At 73.5% G+C, this 23,526-nt stretch carries 22 protein-coding genes, 1 pseudogene and 1 riboswitch; of the genes and pseudogenes, 8 read left to right on the top strand and 15 right to left on the bottom strand.

Annotation, left to right across the window (positions count from 1 at the left end; all coding sequences use genetic code 11):
• Positions 1-231 precede the first annotated feature (231 nt).
• Positions 232-2,103 (top strand): AAA family ATPase, encoded by a 1,872-nt coding sequence (locus tag OG711_RS32610; RefSeq protein ID WP_099283911.1) that lies wholly within the window; start codon positions 232-234, stop codon positions 2,101-2,103.
• A gap of 163 nt (positions 2,104-2,266) precedes the next feature.
• Here the strand turns inward: OG711_RS32610 and OG711_RS32605 are convergent, their stop codons facing one another.
• The 10 genes from OG711_RS32605 to ribD form a co-directional block, all read right to left on the bottom strand.
• A complete protein-coding gene (locus tag OG711_RS32605) occupies positions 2,267-3,304 on the bottom strand; it encodes a CNNM domain-containing protein (RefSeq protein ID WP_329562125.1) in 1,038 nt (345 codons plus the stop codon).
• Positions 3,301-4,728, bottom strand: coding sequence for a hemolysin family protein (locus OG711_RS32600; protein WP_329562123.1), 1,428 nt, complete (start codon positions 4,726-4,728; stop codon positions 3,301-3,303). The genes OG711_RS32605 and OG711_RS32600 overlap by 4 nt, the downstream gene beginning before the upstream one ends.
• A 212-nt stretch (positions 4,729-4,940) precedes the next feature.
• Entirely contained in the window at positions 4,941-5,432 is a 492-nt protein-coding gene (locus OG711_RS32595) for a PH domain-containing protein (RefSeq protein WP_329562121.1), read from the bottom strand.
• A gap of 13 nt (positions 5,433-5,445) precedes the next feature.
• Positions 5,446-6,294 (bottom strand): ATP phosphoribosyltransferase, encoded by an 849-nt coding sequence (hisG, locus tag OG711_RS32590; RefSeq protein WP_073791837.1) that lies wholly within the window; start codon positions 6,292-6,294, stop codon positions 5,446-5,448.
• Between the two features lie 169 nt (positions 6,295-6,463).
• Positions 6,464-6,736, bottom strand: coding sequence for a phosphoribosyl-ATP diphosphatase (locus OG711_RS32585; RefSeq protein ID WP_029383007.1), 273 nt, complete (start codon positions 6,734-6,736; stop codon positions 6,464-6,466).
• A gap of 48 nt (positions 6,737-6,784) precedes the next feature.
• A complete protein-coding gene (gene ribH / locus OG711_RS32580) occupies positions 6,785-7,270 on the bottom strand; it encodes a 6,7-dimethyl-8-ribityllumazine synthase (RefSeq protein WP_073791839.1) in 486 nt (161 codons plus the stop codon).
• A gap of 84 nt (positions 7,271-7,354) precedes the next feature.
• Positions 7,355-8,704: a bifunctional 3,4-dihydroxy-2-butanone-4-phosphate synthase/GTP cyclohydrolase II gene (locus OG711_RS32575; RefSeq protein WP_329562114.1), complete on the bottom strand. Its 1,350-nt coding sequence runs from the start codon at positions 8,702-8,704 to the stop codon at positions 7,355-7,357.
• The gene (locus OG711_RS32570) at positions 8,701-9,354 is read right to left on the bottom strand and encodes a nicotinamide mononucleotide transporter family protein (protein ID WP_266513121.1); all 654 of its coding nucleotides are present in this window, start codon (positions 9,352-9,354) and stop codon (positions 8,701-8,703) included. The genes OG711_RS32575 and OG711_RS32570 overlap by 4 nt, the downstream gene beginning before the upstream one ends.
• The gene (locus OG711_RS32565) at positions 9,351-9,953 is read right to left on the bottom strand and encodes a riboflavin synthase (RefSeq protein WP_073791844.1); all 603 of its coding nucleotides are present in this window, start codon (positions 9,951-9,953) and stop codon (positions 9,351-9,353) included. The genes OG711_RS32570 and OG711_RS32565 overlap by 4 nt, the downstream gene beginning before the upstream one ends.
• On the bottom strand, positions 9,954-11,108 hold the full coding sequence (gene ribD / locus OG711_RS32560; protein ID WP_329562110.1) for a bifunctional diaminohydroxyphosphoribosylaminopyrimidine deaminase/5-amino-6-(5-phosphoribosylamino)uracil reductase RibD: 1,155 nt from the start codon (positions 11,106-11,108) through the stop codon (positions 9,954-9,956).
• Positions 11,109-11,256: 148 nt separating this feature from the next.
• Positions 11,257-11,387, bottom strand: a riboswitch (FMN riboswitch).
• A gap of 635 nt (positions 11,388-12,022) precedes the next feature.
• Between ribD and OG711_RS32555 the strand changes: the two genes are divergently transcribed.
• On the top strand, positions 12,023-12,796 hold the full coding sequence (locus OG711_RS32555) for an SDR family oxidoreductase (protein WP_073792377.1): 774 nt from the start codon (positions 12,023-12,025) through the stop codon (positions 12,794-12,796).
• Here OG711_RS32555 and OG711_RS32550 read toward each other — a convergent pair.
• Entirely contained in the window at positions 12,691-13,962 is a 1,272-nt protein-coding gene (locus OG711_RS32550; protein ID WP_079184864.1) for an ROK family transcriptional regulator, read from the bottom strand. The genes OG711_RS32555 and OG711_RS32550 overlap by 106 nt on opposite strands.
• Positions 13,963-14,123: 161 nt before the next feature.
• Here OG711_RS32550 and OG711_RS32545 point away from each other — a divergent pair, with 161 nt between their 5' ends.
• Together OG711_RS32545 and OG711_RS32540 are read left to right on the top strand one after the other, a co-directional pair.
• Entirely contained in the window at positions 14,124-15,353 is a 1,230-nt protein-coding gene (locus OG711_RS32545) for an MFS transporter (RefSeq protein ID WP_073791850.1), read from the top strand.
• Positions 15,354-15,695: 342 nt separating this feature from the next.
• Positions 15,696-17,111 (top strand): uracil-xanthine permease family protein, encoded by a 1,416-nt coding sequence (locus OG711_RS32540; protein WP_266517960.1) that lies wholly within the window; start codon positions 15,696-15,698, stop codon positions 17,109-17,111.
• 27 nt (positions 17,112-17,138) lie between these two features.
• Here the strand turns inward: OG711_RS32540 and OG711_RS32535 are convergent, their stop codons facing one another.
• The 4 genes and pseudogenes from OG711_RS32535 to OG711_RS32525 all read right to left on the bottom strand — a co-directional run bounded on the left by OG711_RS32535 (position 17,139) and on the right by OG711_RS32525 (position 20,161).
• Positions 17,139-18,338 (bottom strand): glycoside hydrolase family 6 protein, encoded by a 1,200-nt coding sequence (locus OG711_RS32535; RefSeq protein ID WP_329562108.1) that lies wholly within the window; start codon positions 18,336-18,338, stop codon positions 17,139-17,141.
• 268 nt (positions 18,339-18,606) lie between these two features.
• A complete protein-coding gene (locus OG711_RS32530; RefSeq protein WP_329562106.1) occupies positions 18,607-18,897 on the bottom strand; it encodes a hypothetical protein in 291 nt (96 codons plus the stop codon).
• Between the two features lie 41 nt (positions 18,898-18,938).
• A pseudogene (locus OG711_RS39255) lies at positions 18,939-19,100 on the bottom strand (DUF7848 domain-containing protein); the annotation flags it as partial.
• Positions 19,101-19,429: 329 nt separating this feature from the next.
• Positions 19,430-20,161 carry a GntR family transcriptional regulator gene (locus tag OG711_RS32525; RefSeq protein WP_329562104.1) on the bottom strand — a complete coding sequence of 244 codons (732 nt, stop codon included), beginning with the start codon at positions 20,159-20,161 and terminating at the stop codon, positions 19,430-19,432.
• Positions 20,162-20,365: 204 nt separating this feature from the next.
• Here OG711_RS32525 and OG711_RS32520 point away from each other — a divergent pair, with 204 nt between their 5' ends.
• From OG711_RS32520 to OG711_RS32505, 4 genes are all read left to right on the top strand, one after another.
• Positions 20,366-20,920 (top strand): XRE family transcriptional regulator, encoded by a 555-nt coding sequence (locus OG711_RS32520; protein ID WP_405674289.1) that lies wholly within the window; start codon positions 20,366-20,368, stop codon positions 20,918-20,920.
• 93 nt (positions 20,921-21,013) lie between these two features.
• Entirely contained in the window at positions 21,014-21,706 is a 693-nt protein-coding gene (locus tag OG711_RS32515; RefSeq protein WP_329562102.1) for a DUF5995 family protein, read from the top strand.
• 124 nt (positions 21,707-21,830) lie between these two features.
• On the top strand, positions 21,831-22,307 hold the full coding sequence (locus OG711_RS32510; protein ID WP_245876880.1) for a MarR family winged helix-turn-helix transcriptional regulator: 477 nt from the start codon (positions 21,831-21,833) through the stop codon (positions 22,305-22,307).
• A 154-nt stretch (positions 22,308-22,461) separates the two neighbouring features.
• The gene (locus tag OG711_RS32505; protein ID WP_073791883.1) at positions 22,462-23,112 is read left to right on the top strand and encodes an isochorismatase family protein; all 651 of its coding nucleotides are present in this window, start codon (positions 22,462-22,464) and stop codon (positions 23,110-23,112) included.
• Positions 23,113-23,526: the final 414 nt, after the last annotated feature.

The following is a 23,526-nucleotide window of genomic DNA, read 5'->3' as shown; positions in this document are numbered from 1 at the left end:
CCCGTGCCGGATACCGGACTTCGCGGAACCGGCATTGCGGGCACCCGTAGGCCCAGCCTGATCGCGCGGGTACGATGCGTGCGGTGCGGCCAACGGACACTGCTCACCGCACCGCGTCAACTCCCGTGCCCGGCTATGCGGTTCCGAGGGGCGGGACGGGGGGAGAACACGGACTGAACCGACGAGCAGCGGCAGGGCACACCATCGGGGGCAGGGCTTGTGGGGGACGTGATGGACTTCGGCACCCAGGGCACACCGGCCCCGGCGGATCTCGCCTGGCTGCGCGGGGTGGACGCCTACACCATGGGCGCGTATCCGCAGGCGGAGGAGGAGTTCCGGGCCTCCGTGCGGATGGACCCCGGCATGTCCGACGGCTGGCTGGGGCTGCACGCGCTGCGGGTGGACACCACGACCGCGCTGCTGCGTATGTACCAGCACCGCGACCGCTTCGGTGAACAGCGCTCCCGCCACCGGCGGACCCTCAACTCCTGGTACTGGCTCGGCTGGTGGGTCCAGCCGGTCCTGGAACGGCCCCGCGATCTGCTGCTCGCGCACGCGTCGCACTGGCTCGACGGACGCCATGTCCCCGAACTGGACCGGGCGTTGGCGGGGCTGCCGCCCGTGGACACCGACCCCCAGGTCCGCTTCCTGCACGCCTGCCGTTCCTATCTCGTCAAGGACTGGGAGCAGCTGGTCCGCCACACGGACTCGCTGCTGGAGGACCAGCTGCTGGGGATCGAGGCGGGGCTCTTCGGCGGTATGGCCCGCGTCCGGCTGGAGATGTTCGGCCACGCGGAACCCCTGCTGGCGGCGGCCTTGATGCGATGTCGCAGCGAACAGCCGCAGCGCAAGGAACTGCGGTACTGGCTGGCCCGCGCGCACGAGGGCACCGGGCGCAGCGCGGCGGCGCTCCCCCTGTACCGGGCGGTGCACCGGGTCGATCCCGCGTTCATGGACACCTCCGCCCGGCTGGCCGCGATCTCCGAGGGCGACGGGTACGACGAGGCGATGGACCTCGGCGCGGTGGCGCTGCCCGGTTTCGGGCCGGACGCCACGGACGGGGTGGACCCGCTGTTCGACGCCGAGGGACGTGACCTCAAGGTCAGCGAACCGGCGCCGCCGGGTGGCGGGGCGCCCGGTCCGGGGGACATCGTCCGTGAGAAGGCAGCCGGTCCCACGCAGCACCGGCAGCCGGCCGGACCGGCCGGCCCCCCGGTGACCGCCGATCCGGCGCTGCTCGCCGACGCGCTCGCGGAGCTGGAGCGGATGGTCGGGCTGGAGCCGGTGAAACGCCAGGTCAAGGCGCTGTCCGCACAGCTCAACATGGCGCGGCTGCGGGCGGGTCAGGGCCTGCCCGTGCAGCCCCCGAAGCGGCACTTCGTCTTCTCCGGCCCCTCCGGCACCGGCAAGACGACGGTCGCCCGAATACTGGGCCGGGTCTTCTACGCCCTCGGGCTGCTCGGCGGTGACCATCTGGTCGAGGCGCAGCGCGCGGACCTGGTCGGCGAGTATCTGGGCCAGACGGCGGTGAAGGCGAACGAGCTGATCGACTCCGCCATCGGCGGGGTGCTGTTCCTGGACGAGGCGTACGCGCTGTCCAACTCGGGGTACGGCAAGGGGGACGCGTACGGGGACGAGGCCCTCCAGGTGCTGCTGAAGCGCGCCGAGGACAATCGCGACCATCTGGTGGTGATCCTCGCGGGCTATCCCGAGGGCATGGACCGGCTGCTCGCCGCCAACCCCGGACTGTCGTCACGTTTCACCACGCGGGTGGACTTCCCGTCGTACCGGCCGCTCGAACTCACCGCGATCGGTGAGGTGCTCGCCGCGGAGAACGGGGACGCGTGGGACGAGGAGGCCGTGGACGAGCTGCGCTCGATCAGCGGCCATGTGGTGGACCAGGGGTGGATCGACGAACTGGGCAACGGCCGGTTCCTGCGGACGCTGTACGAGAAGAGCTGTGCGTACCGGGATCTGCGGTTGTCCGGCTACACGAGTACGCCGGGCCGGGACGATCTGGCGACCCTGCGGCTGCCGGATCTGATGCAGGCGTACGGCGAGGTGCTGTCGGGCCGCAGCCCCACCGACCCCCGCGCCACCTAGGCCGGGGGCGGCGGAGCGGGGACCGGGGACCGGGCCGACAGCCGGGCCAGAACCGGAAGCGACGGCACCGGTCCCGTGTCGGCATCCGGGGCCCCGAGGTCCCGGGCCCCGGCATCCGGGCCACCGGCCACCGGCCACCGGCCACCGGCCACCGGGGAGGGTGTCAACCGCCGCGGAGGTGTGCCGGGTCCCGGGACTCGCCGACCAGGAGGGCGAGGACGTCCTCCAGGGCGATCACCCCCAGCGCCCGGCCCGACGCGTCCGCCACCTCCGCGAGATGCGCGGACGCGCGTCTCAGCGCGGCGAGTGCCTCGTCCAGCGGCAGTCCGGCCGGCAGGGTCGTCATCGGACGCCACAGCCGCCGGGGCAGGGGCCGTTCCCTCTCCGCCGGTCCCATCAGGTCCAGGACGTCCTTCACATGGACGTAGCCCAGGAGGGGACCGTCCCCGGCGCAGACCGGGAAGCGGGAGTAGCCGGTCCGCCCGGTCAGCTCCACGATCCGCGCGGGGGTGACCCGCGGACCGACCGTGACCAGCGAGGACCGGCGCAGCAGGACGTCGGTCACCGGGCGGGAGCCCAGCGACAGCGCGTCCCCGAGGCGTTGGCGTTCCCGGGGGCCGAGCAGTCCGGCGCGGCCCGCGTCACCGACCAGCCGTCCCAGTTGCTCGCTGGTGAAGACCGCCTCGATCTCGTCCCGGGGCTCGACCCGGAAGACGGCGAGGACCAGCCGGGCGCACACCCCGAGCGCACCGGTCACCGGTCCGCACAGCCGGGCGAAGGCGACCAGGGCGGGACCGAGCCGCAGCGCGGTCCGTTCGGGGTCCGCGAGCGCCAGGTTCTTCGGCACCATCTCCCCGATGACGAGATGGAGGACGACCACGAGGGCCAGCGCGATGGCGTAGCCGAGCGGATGGACCAGGCCCTCGGGGACCCGGGCCCCGGCGAAGACGGGTTCCAGCAGCCGGGCGACGGTGGGTTCGGCGATCGCGCCGAGGGTCAGCGAGCAGACGGTGATGCCGAGTTGGGCGGCGGCCAGTATCTCCGGCAGATGCGCGAGCCCGTACAGGACCTGGCGGGCCCGCGCGGTACGCAGCGGCTCGATCTGGCTGCGGCGGACCGACACCAGTGCGAACTCGGCGCCCACGAAGAAGCCGTTGGCGAGGACCAGCAGTGCGGCGAAGAGCAGATGCAGCAGGCTCATCGGGCCGCCTCCGGGGTCCACGCGGCGGTGCCGGTCGCGGTCGCCGGGCGTCCGGCGGCCACGCGCGCGCGGCGGTCCCGGGCGGTCGGGAGGTCCTGGGCCGCCGGGTGGTCCGGAACTGCCGGTATACGGATGAGGCGTACCCGGTCCGCCCGGTTGCGGGTGACCTGGCGCACCGACAGCCGCCAGCCGGGGAGTTCGGCGTGGTCGCCCGGTACGGGGACCCGGCCGAGCAGCCCGGCGACCAGTCCGGCGACCGTCTCGTAGGGGCCGTCGGGGGCGTCGAGCCCGATCGGGCGCAGGGCGCCCACCCGGCAGCGGCCGTCGGCGTCCCACGCGGGGCGGCCCTCGTCGGGGGCGGCGGCGGTGAGCCGGGGCGGCGGGGGGCCGTCGTGCTCGTCGCGGACCTCTCCGACGAGTTCCTCGACGATGTCCTCCAGGGTGACGACCCCGGCGGTGCCCCCGTACTCGTCCACGACGACCGCCAGCGACCGGCCGTCGCGCAGGATCTCCAGCAGCGACTGGACCCCGGCGGTGCCAGGGACCAGCAGGGGCGGTCCGGCGATCCGGCCGACGGGGGTGCGCAGCCGGTCGGCGGCGGACAGCGCGAGGGCGTCCTTCAGCTGGACCACACCGGCGATCTCGTCGATACGGTCGCGGTAGACGGGGAACCGGGAGAGTCCGGTGGCCCGGGTCAGATTGACGACGTCCTCGGCGGTCGCGGTCACATGCAGCGCGCTGACATGGACCCGGGGCGTCATGATGTGCTGCGCGGTGAGGGAGCCGAGCGCGACCGAGCGGACGAAGAGCTCGGCCGTGTCCTGTTCGAGGGCGCCGGCGCGGGCGGAGTGCCGGGCGAGGAAGACCAGCTCACCGGGGGTGCGGGCGGAGGCGAGCACTTCGGCGGGCTCGACACCGACGAGCCGGACGAGCCGGTTGGCGACGGCGTTCAGCGCGGCGATCACCGGGCGGAAGAGCCGGGCGAACGCGTGCTGGGGGCCGGCGGCGAACCGGGCGACCTGGAGGGGCCGGGAGACCGCCCAGTTCTTGGGGACGAGTTCCCCGATCACCATCTGGGTGACGGTGGCGAGAAGCATCCCGACGACGACGGAGATCCCGGAGACGGCGGGGCCGGACAGCCCGAGCGCGGTGAGCGGTGCGGTGAGCAGCCGGGCGAGCGCGGGTTCGGCGAGCATGCCGACGACCAGCGAGGTGAGGGTGATGCCGAGCTGGGTGCCGGAGAGCTGGAAGGACAGCTCCCCCAGGGACCGCACGACGGTACGGGCGCGGCGGTCACCGGCGGCGGCGGCCCGTTCGGCGTCGGGGCGGTCGACGGTGACAAGGCCGAACTCGGCGGCGACGAAGAAGCCGTTGGCGAGGATCAGCAGGAACGCGGCTCCGAGGAGCAGCAGCGGGACGTTCATGCCACCGCCTCCGCGGGGACACGGAGCGGGTCCGGGTCCGGGGAGGGGGTGGCGCAGGTACTACAGGACGGTCCGTCCATCGCCGGAGGGGGTCACTCCTCGGGTGGGGGGAGCCCCGGCGCGGTCCGGGCGGGCCGGCGCGGGGGCGGGGTCCCGGAAGGGGCACCCCGCCCACAGCGTAGTCACGGTCCGGTCACCCTGCGTAGACCTTGTCAGCCTCGCGCGGCGGTGCCGTGCGTCTGGACGAGGGCGCGCAGGGCGCGGGCGTCCGTGATGGCGCGTTCCCGGGAGACGCCGGGCTGGATGCCCATCGCGGCGAGGCTGGTGCCGTCACTGAGGTCGAGGAAGACCCAGGGGTCACCGGGGCGCAGATTGACCTGGAGGATCTGTGCCCACTCCAGCCGCCGGGAGGAGGCGACGTTGACGACGGTGAGGCCGGTGTCGTCGGCGACGATCTTCGGCCGGCCGAGCAGGACCAGTCCGGCGAGGCAGAGCGCTCCGGTGAAGATGAAGCTGCTGCGCTCCCCCGGGCTCAGCTGCGGCAGAACGAACGAGATCACCGTGAGCAGGACGAGGATCGCCACGCCCGCGGTGATCAGGATGATCCGGACGAGGGAGGGCCGGAAGGTCACCGGGAGCGCGGGCGGCGGGGGCGTGCCCTGTGCGGCCGGGGAGGGGGTGCCGGGCGCCGGGGTGTCGGACATGGTGTGGGGCCTCTCAGAGACGGCAGGCGTGGATGGCCGTGGTGAGGATGGCCCGCGCCCCGATGTCGTAGAGGTCGTCCATGATCCGCTGGGCTTCCTTGGCGGGGACCATCGCGCGGACGGCGACCCAGCCCTCGTTGTGCAGCGGCGACACGGTCGGGGACTCCAGACCGGGGGTGAGGGCGACGGCCTGCTCCAGGTGTTCGGCGCGGCAGTCGTAGTCCATCATCACGTAGGTGCGGGCCACCAGGACGCCCTGGAGGCGGCGGAGGAACTGGCCCGCCTTGGCCTCGTCGGCGGCGGCCCCGGTGCGGCGGATCACGATGGCCTCGGAGGTCATGATCGGCTCGCCGAAGACCTCCAGGCCCGCGTTGCGCAGCGAGGTGCCGGTCTCCACGACATCGGCGATGACCTGGGCGACCCCGAGTTCGATCGCGGTCTCGACGGCGCCGTCGAGGTGGACGACGGACGCGTCGACCCCGTGGTCCGCGAGGTGCTTGGCGACGATGCCCTCGTAGGAGGTGGCGACGGTGAGTCCGGAGAGGTCCTCGATGGCGCTCGCGGTGCCGGGCTTGCCGGCGAAGCGGAAGGTGGAGCGGGCGAAGCCGAGCGGCAGGATCTCCTCGGCGTCGGCGCCGGAGTCGATCAGCAGATCGCGGCCGGTGATCCCGATGTCGAGCCGCCCGGAGGAGACGTAGATCGCGATGTCCCGGGGGCGCAGATAGAAGAACTCGACCTCGTTGTCCGGGTCGACGATGACGAGTTCCTTGGACTCGCGCCGCTGCTGGTAGCCGGCCTCATGGAGCATCGCCGACGCAGGTCCGGACAGTGAACCCTTGTTGGGGACGGCGATGCGCAGCATGAGGCCAGTTCCTTCGCGTGAGGCACGCGGATGATCGCGTGCGGGTGAATCCGAAAGGCGCGGACGTGCGGGTACGGGGCCCGGCGAAAGGGCCGGTCACCACCGGCCGCGGGGTCGCGGGCGGTGGTGCGCGGGGTGGTGGAGCGCAGGCGCGGTCGCGGCGTGCGCTCTACAGATGGGCGTACACGTCGTCGAGGGAGATCCCGCGCGCGACCATCATCACCTGGACGTGGTACAGCAGCTGCGAGATCTCCTCGGCGGCGGCTTCCTTGCCCTCGTACTCGGCTGCCATCCACACCTCGGCGGCCTCCTCGACGACCTTCTTGCCGATGGCGTGGACGCCCTTGTCGACCAGTTCGGCGGTGCGTGAGGTGGCGGGGTCGCCGTGGGCGGCCTTCTGCTGGAGCTCCGTGAAGAGCTCCTCGAACGTCTTCTTGGACATGGTGCGGAACATTCTACGGGACCGGGGGGTGCCCCCGGCCCGGCAGGGTCACCGCCAGGGTTCGGCGACGGTACGCAGGGTGGTGGCCGTCGCGACGGCGGCGGTGACCGCCTCGTGTCCCTTGTCCTCGCGGGAGCCCTCGATCCCCGCGCGGTCGAGTGCCTGCTCCTCGGTGTCGCAGGTCAGGACGCCGAAGCCGATGGGGACCCCGGAGTCGACGGCGACCTGGGTGAGGCCCTGGGTGACGCCCTGGCACACGTACTCGAAGTGGGGGGTGCCGCCGCGGATGACGACGCCGAGGGCGACGATCGCGTCGTAGCCGCGGCCCGCGAGGACCTTGGCGACGACGGGCAGTTCGAAGCTGCCGGGCACCCGCAGCAGGGTCGGCTCGTCGATGCCGAGTTCACGCAGGGCGCGCAGGGCGCCGTCGACCAGCCCGTCCATGACCTTGTCGTGCCACTGGGCCGCGATCACGGCGACCCGCAGGTCCCCGCAGTTCTTCACGGTCAGTTCGGGTGCGCCCTTGCCGCTCACGTGCTGCTCCTGGTGCTGGGTTGCGGACGGCCGGCCGGGTGGGTCCGGGGGCCGGTGGTGCGGTGGTGCGGGTGACCGCCGGGGTCACTGGTTGCCGCAGGCGGTGGTGACGGGGGTGTCCAGCCCTGGCAGGTCGTGGCCCATGCGGTCGCGCTTGGTGCGCAGATAGCGCAGGTTGTGCTCCCCGGCGGTGACGGGCATCGGTTCCCGGCCGTGGACGGTGAGGCCGTGGCGGACCAGGGCGTCGGTCTTCTCGGGGTTGTTGGTGAGCAGCCGCAGACCGCGGACGCCGAGGTCCTTCAGGATGCGGGCGCCCGCGCCGTAGTCGCGGGCGTCGGCGGGCAGTCCGAGTTCGAGGTTGGCGTCGAGGGTGTCGTGGCCGCGCTCCTGGAGTTCGTAGGCGCGCAGTTTGGACATCAGACCGATGCCGCGGCCCTCGTGGCCGCGCAGATAGACGACGACGCCGCGGCCCTCGGCGGCGACCCGGGCCAGGGACGCCTGGAGCTGGGGGCCGCAGTCGCAGCGCAGCGAGTGGAAGACGTCACCGGTGAGGCACTCGGAGTGGACGCGGACCAGGATGTCCTCGCCGTCGCCGAGGTCGCCGTGGACGAGGGCGACATGTTCGACGCCGTCGGTGGTGGAGCGGTAGCCGTACGCGGTGAACTCGCCGTACTCGGTGGGCAGCCGTACCCGGGCCTCGCGGCGGACGGCGGGTTCCTGGGCGGCACGGCGGTAGGCGATCAGGTCCTCGATGGAGATGATCGTGAGGCCGTGCTTGCGGGCGAAGGGGACGAGTTCGGGCAGCCGCAGCATCCGGCCGTCCTCGCCCGCGATCTCGACGATGGCTCCGGCGGGCCGCAGTCCGGCGAGCCGGGCGAGGTCGACGGCGGCCTCGGTGTGGCCGTTACGGGTGAGCACTCCGCCGGGGCGGGCGCGCAGCGGGAAGACATGACCGGGGCGGACGAGGTCGCCGGCCGTGGTGGTGCCCTCGGCGAGCAGCCGCAGGGTGGTGGCGCGGTCGGCGGCGGAGATGCCGGTGGTGACGCCGTGGGCGGCGCTCGCGTCGACGGAGACGGTGAACGCGGTCCGCAGGGACTCGGTGTTGTGGTCGACCATCTGCGGGAGCTGGAGGCGGTCGAGCTCGGGGCCTTCCATGGGCGCGCAGATCAGACCGCGGCACTCGCTCATCATGAAGGCGACGATCTCGGGGGTCGCCTTCTCGGCGGCCATGACGAGGTCGCCCTCGTTCTCGCGGTCCTCGTCGTCCACGACGACGACCGGACGGCCGGCCGCGATGTCACGGATGGCCCGCTCGACGGGGTCGAGGAGGGGACGCGGGGCGTCGTCGGCCCCGGGGTCCGTGGGCCAGGGGGACGGCGGAAGGCCGGTCGGGTCCTGGTCCGGGGTGACACCGGGGGCCGGGCGGGTCGTCATGCGGGGGCTCCATTCAGGGTGGGCGGCGTCGCCGCGCGGGAGCGCAGCCACCAGTCGCGCATGCCCCACAGGACGAGGGCGAGATAGATGACGTAGACGAGGCCCGAGAAGGCGAGGCCGCTGCTGAACGCCAGGGGGACGCCGACGAGGTCGACGAGGAGCCAGGCGAACCAGAACTCGATCAGACCGCGGGCCTGGGCGACCATCGCGGCGAGGGTGCCGACGAAGATGTACGCGTCGGGCCACGGGTTCCACGACAGGCTGGGCACGGCGGTGAAGAGCAGTCCTACGGCGGCGGTGCCGAGAACGGTGCCGCCGAGCAGCAGTCCGCGTTCGCGCCAGGTGGCGAAGCGCACGGCGATGGAGCCGTCCTGGGCCTGCTGCCGTCCGTTGGTCCACTGGCGCCAGCCCCAGACGGCGACCCCGATGACAAGGAGCTGCTTGCCGACACCGCCCGCGAGTTCGGCGGAGGCGTAGGCGGCGACCAGGATCACCCCGGACACCAGCTGGGCGGGCCAGGTCCAGATGGAGCGGCGCCAGCCGAGCGCGAGGGCGATCAGCCCGATGGTGTTGCCGATCATGTCGGACCAGATGACGCGCTGGCCGAGGACGGCGAACGCCTCGCTCTGGAGCCAGTCGAGCGCGCTCATCCGGCACCCCCTCGGGCGCCGAGCAGCCGCTCGACGTACTTGGCGATCACGTCGACCTCCAGGTTGACCGGGTCGCCGGGCTGCTTGAGGCCGAGCGTGGTCAGGGCGAGGGTGGTGGGGATGAGGCTGATGGTGAAGCGGTCGGTGCCCGCGTCGACGACGGTGAGGCTCACTCCGTCGACGGTGATGGAGCCCTTCTCCACGACGTAGCGGGAGAGGGTGTCCGGGAGGGAGACGGTGACGATCTCCCAGTGCTCCGAGGGCTCGCGGGCGATGATCCGGCCGGTGCCGTCGACATGGCCCTGCACGATGTGGCCGCCGAGCCGGTCGCCGACGGCGGTGGGCCGTTCCAGGTTGACCCGGGAGCCGACGGTCAGGTCGCCGAGGCTGGAGCGGCTCAGGGTCTCCGCCATCACGTCGGCGGTGAACTCGTCACCGGTGAGCTCCACGACGGTCAGACAGACCCCGTTCACCGCGATGGAGTCGCCGTGCCCGGCGTCCTGGGTGACGACGGCGCCACGCAGCCGGAAGCGGGAGGCGTCACCGAGCTCCTCGATCGCGGTGACGTGTCCCAGCTCTTCGACGATTCCGGTGAACACTCAGATCTCCTTCGTGGAGGTGGGACGGCCCGCGGTCCCGGACCCGGACCCGGTCCGGGGGACCGCGGTGATCCGGAGGTCGGCTCCGATACGGACTGCCTCCGTCATGTCGAGCCGCAACGCTTCGGGGAGGGTGGTGATTCCTGCGCCGTCCAGGGCGGCCGGTCCGGCGCCGAGCAGGACGGGCGCCAGATAGCCGATGACACGGTCCACCGCCCCGGCGGCGACGAAGGCCCCGGCGAGGGCCGCCCCGCCCTCCAGCAGCACGGACCGCACGCCCCGGGCGTGCAGCTCGGCGAGCAGCGCGGGGACGGCGAGCCCGCCGCCGGGGGCGCGCGGCAGCCGTACGGTCCCGGGCCGTGCGCCGGGGTCGGCCGGGCGGTGGGGGTAGGCGGGGGCGGGGGCGTCCTCGGCGATGGCGACGAGGGTGGGCGCGGCGTCGTCCAGGACCCGGGCGCCCGGCCGTACGGCGGTGGCGGAGGTGTCGACGACGACCCGCAGCGGCTGGACGGCGCCCTCGACGCCGCGGACCGCGAGATGCGGGTCGTCGGCGCGGGCGGTGCCGGAGCCGACGACCACGGCGTCGGACTCGGCGCGCAGCCGGTGGACGTCGGCGCGGGACTCGGCGGAGCTGATCCAGCGGCTGGTGCCGTCGGCGGCGGCGGTGCGGCCGTCGAGGGTGGCGGCGTACTTCCAGGTCACATGGGGGCGGCCACGGCGTACGGAGGTGAGCCAGGCGGCGTTCCCGGCGGCGGCCTCGGCGGCGAGGACGCCCGTCTCGACGTCGACACCGGCCGCGCGGAGGGTCGCGCCGCCGCCGGTGGCGGCCGGGTCTGGGTCGCCGACGGCGTAGACCACGCGGGTGACCCCGGCGGCGACGAGGGCCTGTGAGCAGGGGCCGGTGCGGCCGGTGTGGTCGCAGGGTTCGAGGGTGACGACGGCGGTGGCGCCCCGGGCGCGTTCCCCGGCGGCGCGCAGGGCGTGGATCTCGGCGTGCGGTCCGCCCGCGCGCTGGTGGTGGCCCTCGCCGACGACCTCGCCCCGGGCGTCGAGGAGTACACAGCCGACGACGGGATTGGGGCTCGTGGCGCCGAGTGCGCGCGCGGCGAGCGCGATCGCGTGCCGCATGGCGGCTGTTTCGGCTGGGGTGGCCACCGGATGCTCCTGCCTCTTGGGGCACGGACTCCGGGGCCTGTCACGAGGACAGTGGACACGGACGGGAACACACCGGGAACGCCTGCTCGCGGACCGTCCCCACAGGGAACGGAACCGACGGCGGCGCACACTGGTGCATGCCTGCCCGCCGCGCACTGCCTCCCATCCGGACTTTAACCGTCGGTCCAGGAATTTCACCTGGTCAACCGGCCACTGGACGTGGCCGGGTCGCGGACTGTAACCGCCGGTTCGGACTTTCACCGACCCCGGAGTGCGCTGCTACTGGTACCCAACCAGTTTGCCACGGTCGCCGCGCGGCCATGCGGGCGAGCTGTTGTGTGCTGGCTCACAGGGCGGCGCAGAGGGGCGTACGGCACCCGTCCCGGGCATCAACTCCGCTTCCGGACAACTGGCTTGGAGCAGGTACATACCTATTGACGGGGTCGCGGCGGGCTCCCTACTGTCTGCGTGACCCCCGAGGGGAGTCCTGCCCGAGGGCGCGTCCCGCGTCCGGCGGAACGCCCGGCGGCGGACTCTCGGCCCTTGCCCGCCGCCGGGTCCAGGGCCTGCTGAAGACGGCCCCTGAGCCCCTGCCGATCCACGTCGCGACCTCTGGGCACGCCCGGCCGGTGACCAGCGCGCGCCGCCCGGGAGGCGGGTACAGCAGTGCCCGGTTGCCGGACGGCGGCGGATGCCCCCAGGGCCGGGTCACGAGCCCGTACACGGTGCCGAACCCCGGCAGGCTCATCCGTCCGGCGCCGGGCACCGAACCGGGGACCGGCAAGCGGCCGTGCGGGGCCGATCGGGTGCGCCGTGGCGGGGGGTTGTCACAAAAGCGGGGGCCCGCCGGTTCTCCGTGGTGAGCGGTGTCCCGGCCGGGGCACCGGCACCGGGTGGCGAAGGGCGGACGGACGATGACGACGATGCTGGTGACCGGGGGGACGGGCACGCTCGGCAGGCTGGTGGTGGAGCGGCTGCGGGGCGCGGGGCACGAGGTCCGGGTGCTGAGCCGGTCCTCGCAGCCGTACGCGGTCGACCTGGTCAAGGGCACCGGGCCGCTGGACGACGCGGTCACCGGGGTGGAGGTGGTCGTGCACTGCGCGAGCGGGCGGCGCGGGGACGAGGCGGCGGCGTGGAACCTGATCGAGGCGGCCCGCCGGGCCGGGGTGCGGCATCTGGTGTACATCTCGATCGTCGGCGTCGACCGGGTGCCGTTCGGGTACTACCGCGCGAAGCACGCGGTGGAGGGGCGGATCGCGTCGTCGGGGCTCGGCTGGACCGTGCTGCGCGCGACCCAGTTCCACGATCTGGTGCTGACCCTGCTGACGGCGCTCGCCAGGCCGCCGGTGATGTTCGTGCCGGCGGGTGTCGCGGACCAGCCGGTCGAGGTGCGGGAGGTCGCGGACCGGCTGGCTCAGCTGGCGGCCGGGGAGCCCGCCGGGCGGGTGCCCGACCTGGGCGGGCCGCAGGTGCTGGAGTTCCGGGAGCTGGCGGCGGCGTATCAGGCGGCCGGTGGGCGACGGCGGCGGATCGTGCCGGTACGGCTGCCGGGGAAGCTGGTGGGGGCGCTGCGCTCAGGTGCTCATCTGGCCCCGGAACGCGCGGTCGGGCGGGTGACGTTCGCGGATTTCCTGACCAGCGTCCGCGGGCCGTCGAAGGGGGCGGGCGGGGAGAACAGCTCGTCCTGAGCGGCGTCCCGGGCGGTGAACAGGGCGCCCCGCAGCACACCCGAGCCGCCCAGCTCCCCCGCTCTCACCTCGGTGGGCAGGGGTGACATCGCGGCGAGGCGGGCGCCGACCCGGGCGGCGAGTCCGGCTCCCCCGGCATGGCCGACCTCGCCGCCGAGCACCACGCAGCCGGGGTCGAGGACGGCGGTGACGGACGCGGCGGCGAGCGCGATCCGTCCGGCGAGTTCGTCCAGGAACGCGTCCGCGTCCGGGGCACCCGCGTCCGTGGCCGCCGCGGCCACCGCCGCGCGGACCACGGCGGCGGCGGGCGGCTCGTGCGGCTGCGGCTCGGCCGTCAGCCCGTGGCGGGCGGCGAGCGCGACGACGGCCGCCGACCCGGCGAGGGTGTGGAACCCGCCGTCGCAGGAGGTGGCGGAGGGCAGACCGCCGGTGCCCGGCACCGGCAGGAAACCGATCTCGCCGGTGCCACCGGAGGCTCCCCGGCGCAGGACGCCGTCCAGGACGACGGCCGCGCCCACGCCGTGGTCCAGCCAGAGCAGGACGAAGGTGTCGCGGTCCCGGGCCGCTCCGGCGCGCTGTTCGGCGAGGGCCGCGAGATTGGTCTCGTTCTCCACGAGGACCGAGGCGGGCACGCGTTCCTGGAGGGCGGCCATCAGTCCCCGGTGCCAGGCGGGCAGTCCCGAGGCACCGCGCAGCACCCCGGTCACCGGATCGATCAGACCGGGCGCGCCGATGCCGACGCTGTGCAGGGCCGGGGCCCCGGCCCTGCGGACGGCCCGCTCGACCAGGGCGACGGCCCGGTCCACGGCCTCCTCGGTGGCCGTCCCGGCGGGGACGGGTGCCGCCGCCTCGGCGCGGACCCGCCCGAGCAGATCGGCGACGACGACGGCGACGCTGTGGGTGCGCACGTCGAGCGCGCCCAGGTACGCGTACTCGGCGACGATCCCGTAGAGCCGGGCGTTGGGGCCGCGCCGCTCGGCGCCGGCCTCCCCGACGACGGTGATCAGACCGCTGTCCTGGAGTCGTTCGACGAGGTCGGAGACGCTCGGCCGGGACAGTCCGGTGAGCTGTTTGAGCTGGGCCGCGGTCAGCGGGCCCTCGCTCTGGAGCAGCCGCAGCGCGAGCCGGTCGTTGATGGCGCGGGCCGTACTCGGGGATGCGGGCATGCGGCGATCCTTCCAGATCCGTGCGATCCCCGGCCTGCGACCCGGGGTCTATTTATCAGGCAGGGTTCCTGATAGTTTACGCGGCGGCCGTTCCTCCTGGACCGGTCCGGGTACGGGAAACCAGGGCCGGCAGGCCGGGGAGAGCGGGAGGGCGGTACCTGATGGGCAGCACGGGGAGCGGGAAGACGCACGACATCACGGAGGTGCGCCGGGCGAGGTTCGCCGTGGCGGCGGTGTTCTGTGTGCACGGCGCGGTGACGGGTTCGTTCGCCACCCGGGTGCCGTGGATCGCGGACCACGCGTCCGTGAGCGCGGGCCAGTTGGGGGTGGCGCTCGCCTTCCCGGCGATCGGCGCGGCACTGGCGATGCCGCTCGCGGGCCGGATCAGCCACCGGTTCGGCGCGCGGGCCGCGCTGCGCGGGCTGCTGGCCCTGTGGACCCTGGCGCTGGTACTGCCCGCGCTCGCGCCGAACCTGCTGACGCTGTGCGCCGCGCTCCTGGTCTACGGGGCCAGCGCGGGGATGTCGGACGTGGCGATGAACGCGCTGGGCATCGACATCGAGAACCGGCTCGGCAAGTCGATCATGTCCGGGCTGCACGGCTGGTGGAGCGTGGGCGCCCTGGTCGGCTCGGCGGGCGGCACCCTCGCCGCCCATCTGGGCACCGACGCACGTATCCATCACGCCCTGGCCGCCCTGGTGCTGACCGCGCTCGGGCTGCTCGCCTGCCGCCACGTACTGGATCTGCGGGCGCGGGCGGACGAGGAGCCGCCGCCGCGGTTCTCGCTGCCGCCGCGTTCGGCGCTGCTGATCGGCATGGTCGGCTTCTGCGCGGTGTTCGCGGAGGGCGCGAGCCTCGACTGGTCGGCGGTGTACCTGCGGGACGTGCTCGGCTCCTCGGCCGGTCTCGCGGCGGCGTCGACCACGGGCTTCACCCTGACGATGGCGGTGGCGCGGATCGCGGGCGACCGGATCGTGGACCGGTTCGGCGCGGTACGCACGGTACGGGTGAGCGGCGCGCTCGCCACCCTCGGCGGGCTGCTGGTCGTGACGGGGAACAACGCGGCGGTGGTCATGAGCGGGTTCGCGCTGCTGGGCCTCGGGGTCGCGGTCGTCGTGCCGCTGGCGTTCGCGGCGGCCGGGCGCAGCGGCCCGAACGCGAGTCAGGCCATCGCGGGGGTCGCGACCGTCACCTACACCTCGGGGCTCATCGCGCCGTCGGCGATCGGGACGCTCGCGGATCTGACGAGCCTGGTGGTGTCGTTCGGGGTGGTGACGGTGCTGGCGTTCGGGCTGATCGCCTTCGCGGGGGTGCTGCGGTCGGCGGAACGGACCACGGCCCCCGCGGGGATCACCCCCGCGGAGACGGCGGTTCCCGACCCGCGGGCCTGAAGCGCTCGTTCCGGCGGACGGGGACGGGGACGGCGACGGGGCGCGGGTGAGAGCGGGGCGCGGGCGGGTCCCCGGGTGAGAGCGAGGCCACGGGCGGGGCCTCGGGCGAGGGTACGGGCGAGGGCGTCCGTCGCGGGCGGCCCAGGGTGCGCGGGCGGCGGAGGGTGCGCGGCGGAGGGTGCCGGGCTCGCCGGACATCCGAGCCGGACCGTACCCGTCCGCACCCGGCCCGCTACCCGGCCGCACCGGTTCTGACCTGGCCGGTGCCGTCCGACGGGGAGCGATCGGCGGACGCTTAACATGTCCACGATCATCCCCGGCGTACAGAAAGTGACCTCTTCCATGGATCTCGGTGTGCGCTGGAAGCTGCACGGTGACGGACGGACCCCCGCCCCGGGCGCCGTCGTCCGGCCGGACGAGCGGCTTTCGTGGCCGCGGACGTTCGGTCTGGGCGCGCAGCATGTGGTGGCGATGTTCGGGGCGTCGTTCGTCGCACCCGTGCTGATGGGTCTGGACCCCAACCTCGCGATCATGATGTCCGGGGTCGCGACGGCCATCTTCCTGCTCGCCACCAAGGGCCGGGTGCCCAGCTATCTGGGCTGTTCGCTGTCCTTCGTGGGCGTCGCCGCGGTGATCCGGGCGCAGGGCGGTACCAGCGCGACGGTGACCGGCGCGGTGTTCGTGGTCGGCGTGGCGCTGTTCCTGGTCGGCGTCGCGGTGCAGCGGTTCGGGGCGCGGATCATCCACGCGGCGATGCCGCCGATCGTGACGGGCGCGGTCGTCATGCTGATCGGCTTCAACCTCGCACCGGTCACGGCCGCCACGTACTGGCCGCAGGACCAGTGGACGGCCCTGCTGACGATGCTGTTCACGGGCCTGGCCGTGGTGTGTCTGCGGGGCTTCTGGTCACGGATCGCGATCTTCCTCGGGCTGATCTTCGGGTACGCCGTCTCCTGGCTGTTCGACCTGGTCTTCGGGCGTATCCACTCCAACGACGGCTCAGGCAAGGTGGTCGACCACTGGCGGCTGGACCTGTCGGCGGTGGGCCCGGCGGACTGGGTCGGGCTGCCGTCCTTCCACGGCCCGTCGTTCGAGTGGTCCGCGATCCTGGTCGCGCTTCCTGTCGTCATCGCGCTGGTCGCGGAGAACGCGGGCCATGTGAAGGCGGTCGGCGAGATGACCGGTGACCCGCTGGACGACAAGCTGGGTACCGCGATCTCGGCCGACGGCGCCGCGTCGATGCTGTCCACCGCGGTCGGCGGGCCGCCCAACACCACGTACTCCGAGAACATCGGGGTGATGGCCGCGACCCGGGTCTACTCGACGGCCGCGTACTGGGCGGCGGCCGCCTTCGCGCTGCTGTTCGGGCTCTGCCCCAAGTTCGGCGCGGTGGTGGCCGCGATCCCCGGCGGGGTGCTCGGCGGGATCACCGTGATCCTCTACGGGATGATCGGGCTGCTCGGCGCGCAGATCTGGATCAACGCGGGGGTCGATCTGCGCAATCCGCTGAATCTGGTGCCCGCCGCGGCCGGCATCATCATCGGCGTCGGCAACGTCACCCTGGAGTTCACCGACACCTTCTCCCTGAGCGGTATCGCGCTGGGCACCATCGTCGTGATCACCGGCTACCACGTGCTGCGCGCGCTGGCCCCCGCCCATCTCAAGACCCAGGAGCCGTTGCTGGACTCGGGCACGTCCGCGTACGACACCCCGCCCGGCGGCGGTCCGAAGGACGGGGAGAGCGGCACCGGGAAGTAGCCGTCACGCCCCCGTGGTCCCCCGGCGTCAGGAGCCGCCCGTGGCCAGGTCGTAGGCGTAGCCGGGGACGAACGTCCCCGGGCGGCCCCGGCAGCCGTCGGACTCGCCGGGGAGCTTGACCCACAGGAACGCGTCGATCCGGGCCTGACCGGTGGTCAGGGTGGGCGGAGCGCCCAGTTCGCGGCCCCCCGGGTCGCACCACGCCCCGTCCGGCGGCGCGCCGTTGCCGTTGCGGCTGGTGTCGACGACGGCGCCGAGTCCGGGGGCCCCGCCGAGGGCGTCCAGGACCTGGCGGGCGAACGCCACCTCGTCGGCGGTGCGGTGGAAGTTGGACACATTGGTGAAGACGCCGTCCGACGCGTCCGCGGCACCCGCGCCCACCGCGCGCAGCCGTTCCGCGATCGTCGCGGGCGCGTGCCAGGCGGAGTGCCCGGCGTCGAAGTAGACCCGGGCGTTCGGGTTGGCGGCCTTGAGCACCCGTCCGGCGCGGGCCAGCGACCGGTAGCGGCGGTCCCTGTCGTTGCCGGACAGGCATTCGGCCAGGGCGATCGAGTCGGGCTCCAGCACGACGACGACCTCGTCGTCACCGAGTCCGGCGGCGAACAGATCGATCCACCCGTCGTACGCGGCCAGGTCCGGCGCCCCGCCCTGGGAGGCGCCGCCGCAGTCCCGGTCCGGGACGGTGTACGGGACGAGCACCGGGACCTGGCCGTTCGCGGCCCCGCCGGAGGTGACGTCACGGACCCGGGCGGTGATGTTCTCCGGGGTGTAGTCCGCGAACCACACGGCGGCGGGCCGGTCCGCGATCCGGTCCCGGATCACGGCGGCGCGGGGGTCACCGGGGTTGGCCCGCACCCAGTCGAGCACCTGGGACCCGGGGTGCCGGTAGAGCCCGGCGGACGAGGGCTGGGCCCGGGTCGTGGGCGCGGCCGTCGTACGGGACGGGGCAGGGCGGGTCGGCGGCGGGGCCGGGGCCGTGGTGCGGGTCGGCGCGGGCGCCGGGGTCGGTGAGCCGGTGCTCGCGGACGGGGAGGGCGACGCGGAGGGTGAGGGGGTGGGCGTGGGGGTCGGCGGCCCGGACGTCCGGACGGGCGGCGGCAGCGGGGCGGGTACGTCGGTGACCACCGGCCTCGCCTCCTCCCGGGGGCGCCGGCCGTCGTCGTCCAGCGCCTCCAGCGTCCCGGCGACCGTGCCGAGCAGGGCGACCACCGAGGCGGCCACCACCATCACGTTCCGGCCCCGTCCGGGTACCCCGCCCCCCGGCCGCCGGTATGTCCGGCCCCTCGGCTTCCCGTGCTTCCTCGCGTGCGTGCCGGGCACGACGCCTCCCCTCCCCCGGCGCCGCACCGGACCGTTCCCCCGTGCTGGGGACAGCCCCCGGCCCCGCGGCACCGGCGCCAGCCTAGAGCCGCGACGCCGCCCCCACGACACGCTCGGACGAGTTCCCGCCTCCGGTACGTCCACGGCGGGTCAACGGCCGTGTGACCTGGGGGACTCAGGACCAGTAGTGGGTCCCGTGGTCGAGAACGGTCCCGAGGTGCCCGTCCCGGGGGTCGTGCCCCGGCTCACGGGCGCACAGCACGACGAGGTTCGACAGTTCCCGTCCGGTGATGTGCCGGTGCGACACCAGCATCTCGTCCGGCAGATACGTCAGCGCCCCGCACACGTCGTCAAGGACGCCGTCCGACTCCTCCGACTCCTCCGGCGGCTCCGCGTCCTCGACCGTCCCGTCCCGTCCCGTCCCGTCCCGTCCCGTCCCGTCCCGTCCACGGGGATCATCCGCCACACCGACGTGGCGACCCCGTTGTACGCGGTGTGCGACGGATGGTGGCCCGTATGGTCCATGGCCCATTCCTCCGCCTCGGTCCGGTCCTCCCGGTCGACGGCTGCGGAGCGCGCGCCGCACGGCGAACAGACAGCCCGCACCTCGGGCGACGGCGGAACCGTGACGAGCCGCCACCGGACGTACCGGAACACGGAGCGGGCCATCGGACCGCCCCCGTGGACCGCGCGTTGACGAGTGCGACCTTCGCCGCCAGCACTTCCGCCTCCGTCGCGGGCCGTACGTGACCCGGGTCGACGGTCCACTCCCGGCCTCCGCCCAAAGGGCGGAGGTGGATTCGGCCATCCACGGTGTCCATGACCTGGCCCATGCGTTCGCGTGCTGTGTCGATCACGAGGCCGCCCGGTGTGGGACGCTCCATCGCGCACCGCCTCTCCTCAGTTGACTGGCATGGTCCACCGGTGGACTAGTCAGGTCAAGAGGTGCGGAAAAACGACCCCTGCCGGGACAGGGGCCGTTGAGGGAGCGTCAGCAGTCAGTTCCCCATGGGGTATTCCTCGGTCCGGGACCAACGTCCGGCGGGGGCCACACCCACTTCGTAGGCCAGTGGCAGGCCGTCCGCGTCGTACGCGATGTGCCGCACCTCGCCCACCGCCTGGGGACCCTCAAGCTCCAGAATCCGCAGTTCATCGGCCGTCGCCAGGCGCGCGGTCCACCAGTCCCGACCCGTGTGAGGGGTCCGGCCGGTCTGCATCTCGACGTAGCGGGTCGTACCTTCACGCACGCGCTCCGCCTGAAGCAGCCGAGGAGCCGCCCCGGCAACCTCGGCGGTGAACCAGGAGAACGATGTCGCCGTGGCCGTTTCACCCTCCCGGGTGACGCGATGCCTGCGGGCCACCTGATCACCGGCAGCCACCCCGAGAGCGGTCGCGACATCCTCCGGGGCGGGAACCATCTCGGCGGAGAGGATGTCCGCGTGCTCTCCCGCGGTGTAGATGAAGCCGGTCGCCCGAGCGGTCCGGTAGCGCTCGCCCGCCGTACGGGCAAGCGGCAGCCGCTCGCGGACCAGGGTGCCGACGCCCTGGCGGGTCTCCACCAACTCCTCCTGCCGCAGCACCTGGATCGCCCTGACGACCGTGGCCCGCGCCACCTTCCAGCGTTCGGTCAACTCCCGCTCCGACGGCAGCACGTCCCCGGGCTTCAGATCACCACGAACGATCTGACCGCGAAGGTCAGCAGCGATCTGGTCGTACTTCGGCAGCGCCATTTCGCGTCTCCCCTGACTAGTGGACTGGTCCAGTAGTCATGTTGGTCATCCCACGCCGCGCGGTCAAGGGTGATTCCCGACGCCGACGGACCACCGAGACCTCGTCCCTCCGGGCGAGTTGAGCGCGGTACGGAGCGGATGGCGGCGGGCAGAACCAGAGGTGACATCGGAACGGCTCGTCCAGCGATGCGAGGCGGAACAGTGATGAACGAGAATCCGGGCTTCGCCGGCCTCAGCCCCTCCGTGCGGATCTCCGGTGACGGGCACGGCGGTCATGATCTGGCGCCGTCGGCCGACGGCGTGGCCCCCGCCGCCTCGCCGCGCGCCGAGCCGGTCGCCCCGCACGGCCAGTACTCCGGGGTGTGGCTGAGCCGCTACGAGTACTTCTCCAGTGGCCGTGAGGGGACGTTCACCGGGCTCCATCACGTCGTCGTGCTCCAGCACGGGAACCGGCTGACGGTACGCAGCCTCCCCGGGTCCTCCGACAGTCCTCTCACCATGGATCTGGAGCTCGACGGAGCCGTCGTCACGGGCACCTGGACCGAGCAGACCGCCCGGGAGGGCTACTACTCGGGTGCGCGGTACCACGGCGCGATCCAGCTGCTCGTCGAGCCGACGGGACGCCGTATCGCGGGCAAGTGGGTCGGTTTCGGGAAGGACTTCGACGTCAACACCGGCCCTTGGGAGCTGGTGTTCCAGGACACCTCGACCAACAAGGCGACGCTCAACCGGTACAACCGGCGCCCGGAGGCCCCCTGACGGCACCCGCTCCCCCGACCGGCGTACCCCCGTTCCGGCGAAGCGGCGGCCCTTCGGCGCCCGCGCGGGCACGACGGCTGCGACGCTGCGTCCATGACGCGGTTGGAGGAGTTCCCCGCCCCGGCGCACGGGATCGACGGGGTGGTGCGCAGGATGCGCGCGCTGGGCGACGGGTGGCGGCCGGACGACGGGGTCGCGGTGTTCAACCGGCTGTATCTGACCGTCACCGAGGCCATCGGCCGGGACATCGACGGCGGCGGCTTCGCCGACCGGCGGGCCGCCGTGACGCTGGACGTCCGGTTCGCGGAGCGGTACCTGGCGGCGGTGGACACGGTGGCGGGCGGCGGACGGGCGCCCGCGTGCTGGCGGCCGTTGTTCCAGCTCCGGGGTCATCCGGGGGTACGGTCCGTCCAGTTCGCCCTCGCGGGCGTGAACGCCCATATCGGGCACGACCTGGCGCTCGCCGTGGTCGACACCTGCCATACGCTGGGCTGCGAACCGGCCGACCTGGAGGACGAGTTCGAGCGGGTGGGCGAACTGCTCGCCCTGCTGGAGGAACGGGTCCGCGAGGAACTGATGCCCGGACCCGATGTACTCGAACTCGCCGATCCGCTGACCCATCTCATGGCCTCCTGGAGCCTGGACCGGGCCCGGGACGCGGCCTGGGCGGCGGCCCGGGGCCTGTGGGCCCTGCGCGGGCTGCCCTCGCTCGCCGCGGAGACGGCCGTCCGTCTCGACTCCGCGGTGGGCCTCGTGTCCCGATTCCTGCTGACCCCGGCCCGCTGAGCCGCCCTCCCGGGCCCCGCTCCCCCGCCCCCCGCGTCGGCGCACCCCGCTCCCGCCCGCCACCTGGGAGAATGGCGGGACGCGACATGGATGAGTGCGTACACACACGGAGGAGGCACGAGGGATGGCGCGGACGAATGCCGACGCGATGTCCCGGCCGTTCAAGGTCGGGGTCTGGCGCACGCTCATGGAGGTCCACAACGAGGTCCTGCGGGAGATCGAGCGGGAGCTCGCGGACCGCCACCGGCTGTCCGTCAGCGAGTTCGACGCGCTGGTGAACATCCCCCTGGCGGGGACCCGGATGAAGGACCTCAAGCACCGGATCGTACTGACGGCGAGTGCCGTGAGCAGGCTGTGCGACCGGCTGTCGCAACGGGGCCTGGTGACCCGTACGCCCGTCGAGGAGGACCAGCGCGGGGCGCTGATCCAGCTCACCGACGAGGGCCGGAAGCTGCTGCGGGCGGCCGTGCGGACCAATGCCGAGGTGGTGGAGCGGATGTTCGCGGACCGGCTCACCCCCGATGAGCTGCGGATGCTCGGCGGTGTCCTGGGCCGGCTGAGGAGCGGCGAGGGCCCGGAGGCATGCGACACCGAGGTGTGACCCGGATCACCTGACCTTCCCGCCGGAAGGCGGAAATAGGAACGGCACTGTCTCGGTTAAGGTGATTGCGCAAGCAACAAACGGGGCTTGCGGAACCCCATCGACAGGGAGCCTCGCGGAGCACCCGCCCGGAGCCCGAGGGAGACACGACGACATGAGCGGCAACAGCTACGTGACGAACCGGCTGACACCCGAGAACACGGGCATCCTGCTGGTCGACCACCAGAGCGGACTCCTCCTCGGCGTCCAGGACCACGACCAGAACGAGGTCCGCCGCAACGCCCAGGCGCTGGCCCGTACCGCGAAGGTCTTCGGCCTGCCGATCGTGGCCACCACCTCCGCGCCGCAGGGCCCCAACGGCCCGCTGCTGCCGGAACTGGCCGCCGAGCTGCCGGCCGGGGCGCCGGTCATCCACCGCTCCGGTGAGGTCGACGCCTTCGACGACCCGGCGTTCGAGGCCGCCGTACGCGCCATGGACCGGCCGAACCTGGTCATCGCCGGTGTCATCACCGACGTCTGCTTGATGTTCGCCTCGCTGTCCGCCCTGGGTCACGGCTACCACGTGCACTCCGTGACGGACGCCTCCGGCACCACCAACAAGCTGGCCCGCGAGACCTCCCTGCTCCGCCTCCAGAACGCGGGCGCCACCCTCAACAGCACGGTCGGCGTGATATCCGAGCTGCTGCGGGACTGGAAGAACCCCGGCGGTCCGGGTACGGCCGACATCTTCGCCAACCTGGCCATGCCGTTCTACGGCGCGGTCATCGCCAGCCACTCGGCGGCGAGCGGCAACAACAACGGCTGACGCCACCCGAAGCCCCCGGTGCCGCCGAAGGGACAGCGGTCATGGCACCGGGCACAACACGGCGCCGTCCGGCACCGGCCCCACGCGGGCCGGACCGGACGGCGCCGCGCGTCCACCCCGGCGAACGCGGCACGGGCCCGGGGGCGGGGGCGGGGGCGGCGCGGACCCGGGTGCGGGTACGGGTGCGGCGCGGACCCGGGTGCGGGTGCGGGGGCGGCGCGGGGGCGGGTGCGGGGGCGGCGCGGGCCCGGCGCCGCCCGTTCGCTCCGGGCCCGGCACCTCCCCGTTCGCTCCCGGCCCGCGACCGGGAACTCCGGGGCGCAACCATTCACCCCGGGCCCGCCCGGCACGCGCCACCAGCACCGGGGCGGGCCCGCACGCACGCCCCGCCCCGGACACACCGCCCGTACCGCC

It is taken from the genome of Streptomyces uncialis, assembly GCF_036250755.1.
Classification (GTDB): Bacteria; Actinomycetota; Actinomycetes; order Streptomycetales; family Streptomycetaceae; genus Streptomyces; species Streptomyces uncialis.
Note: the sequence above shows the minus strand (reverse complement) of the source record. Positions and strands in the feature narration are given on the sequence as shown.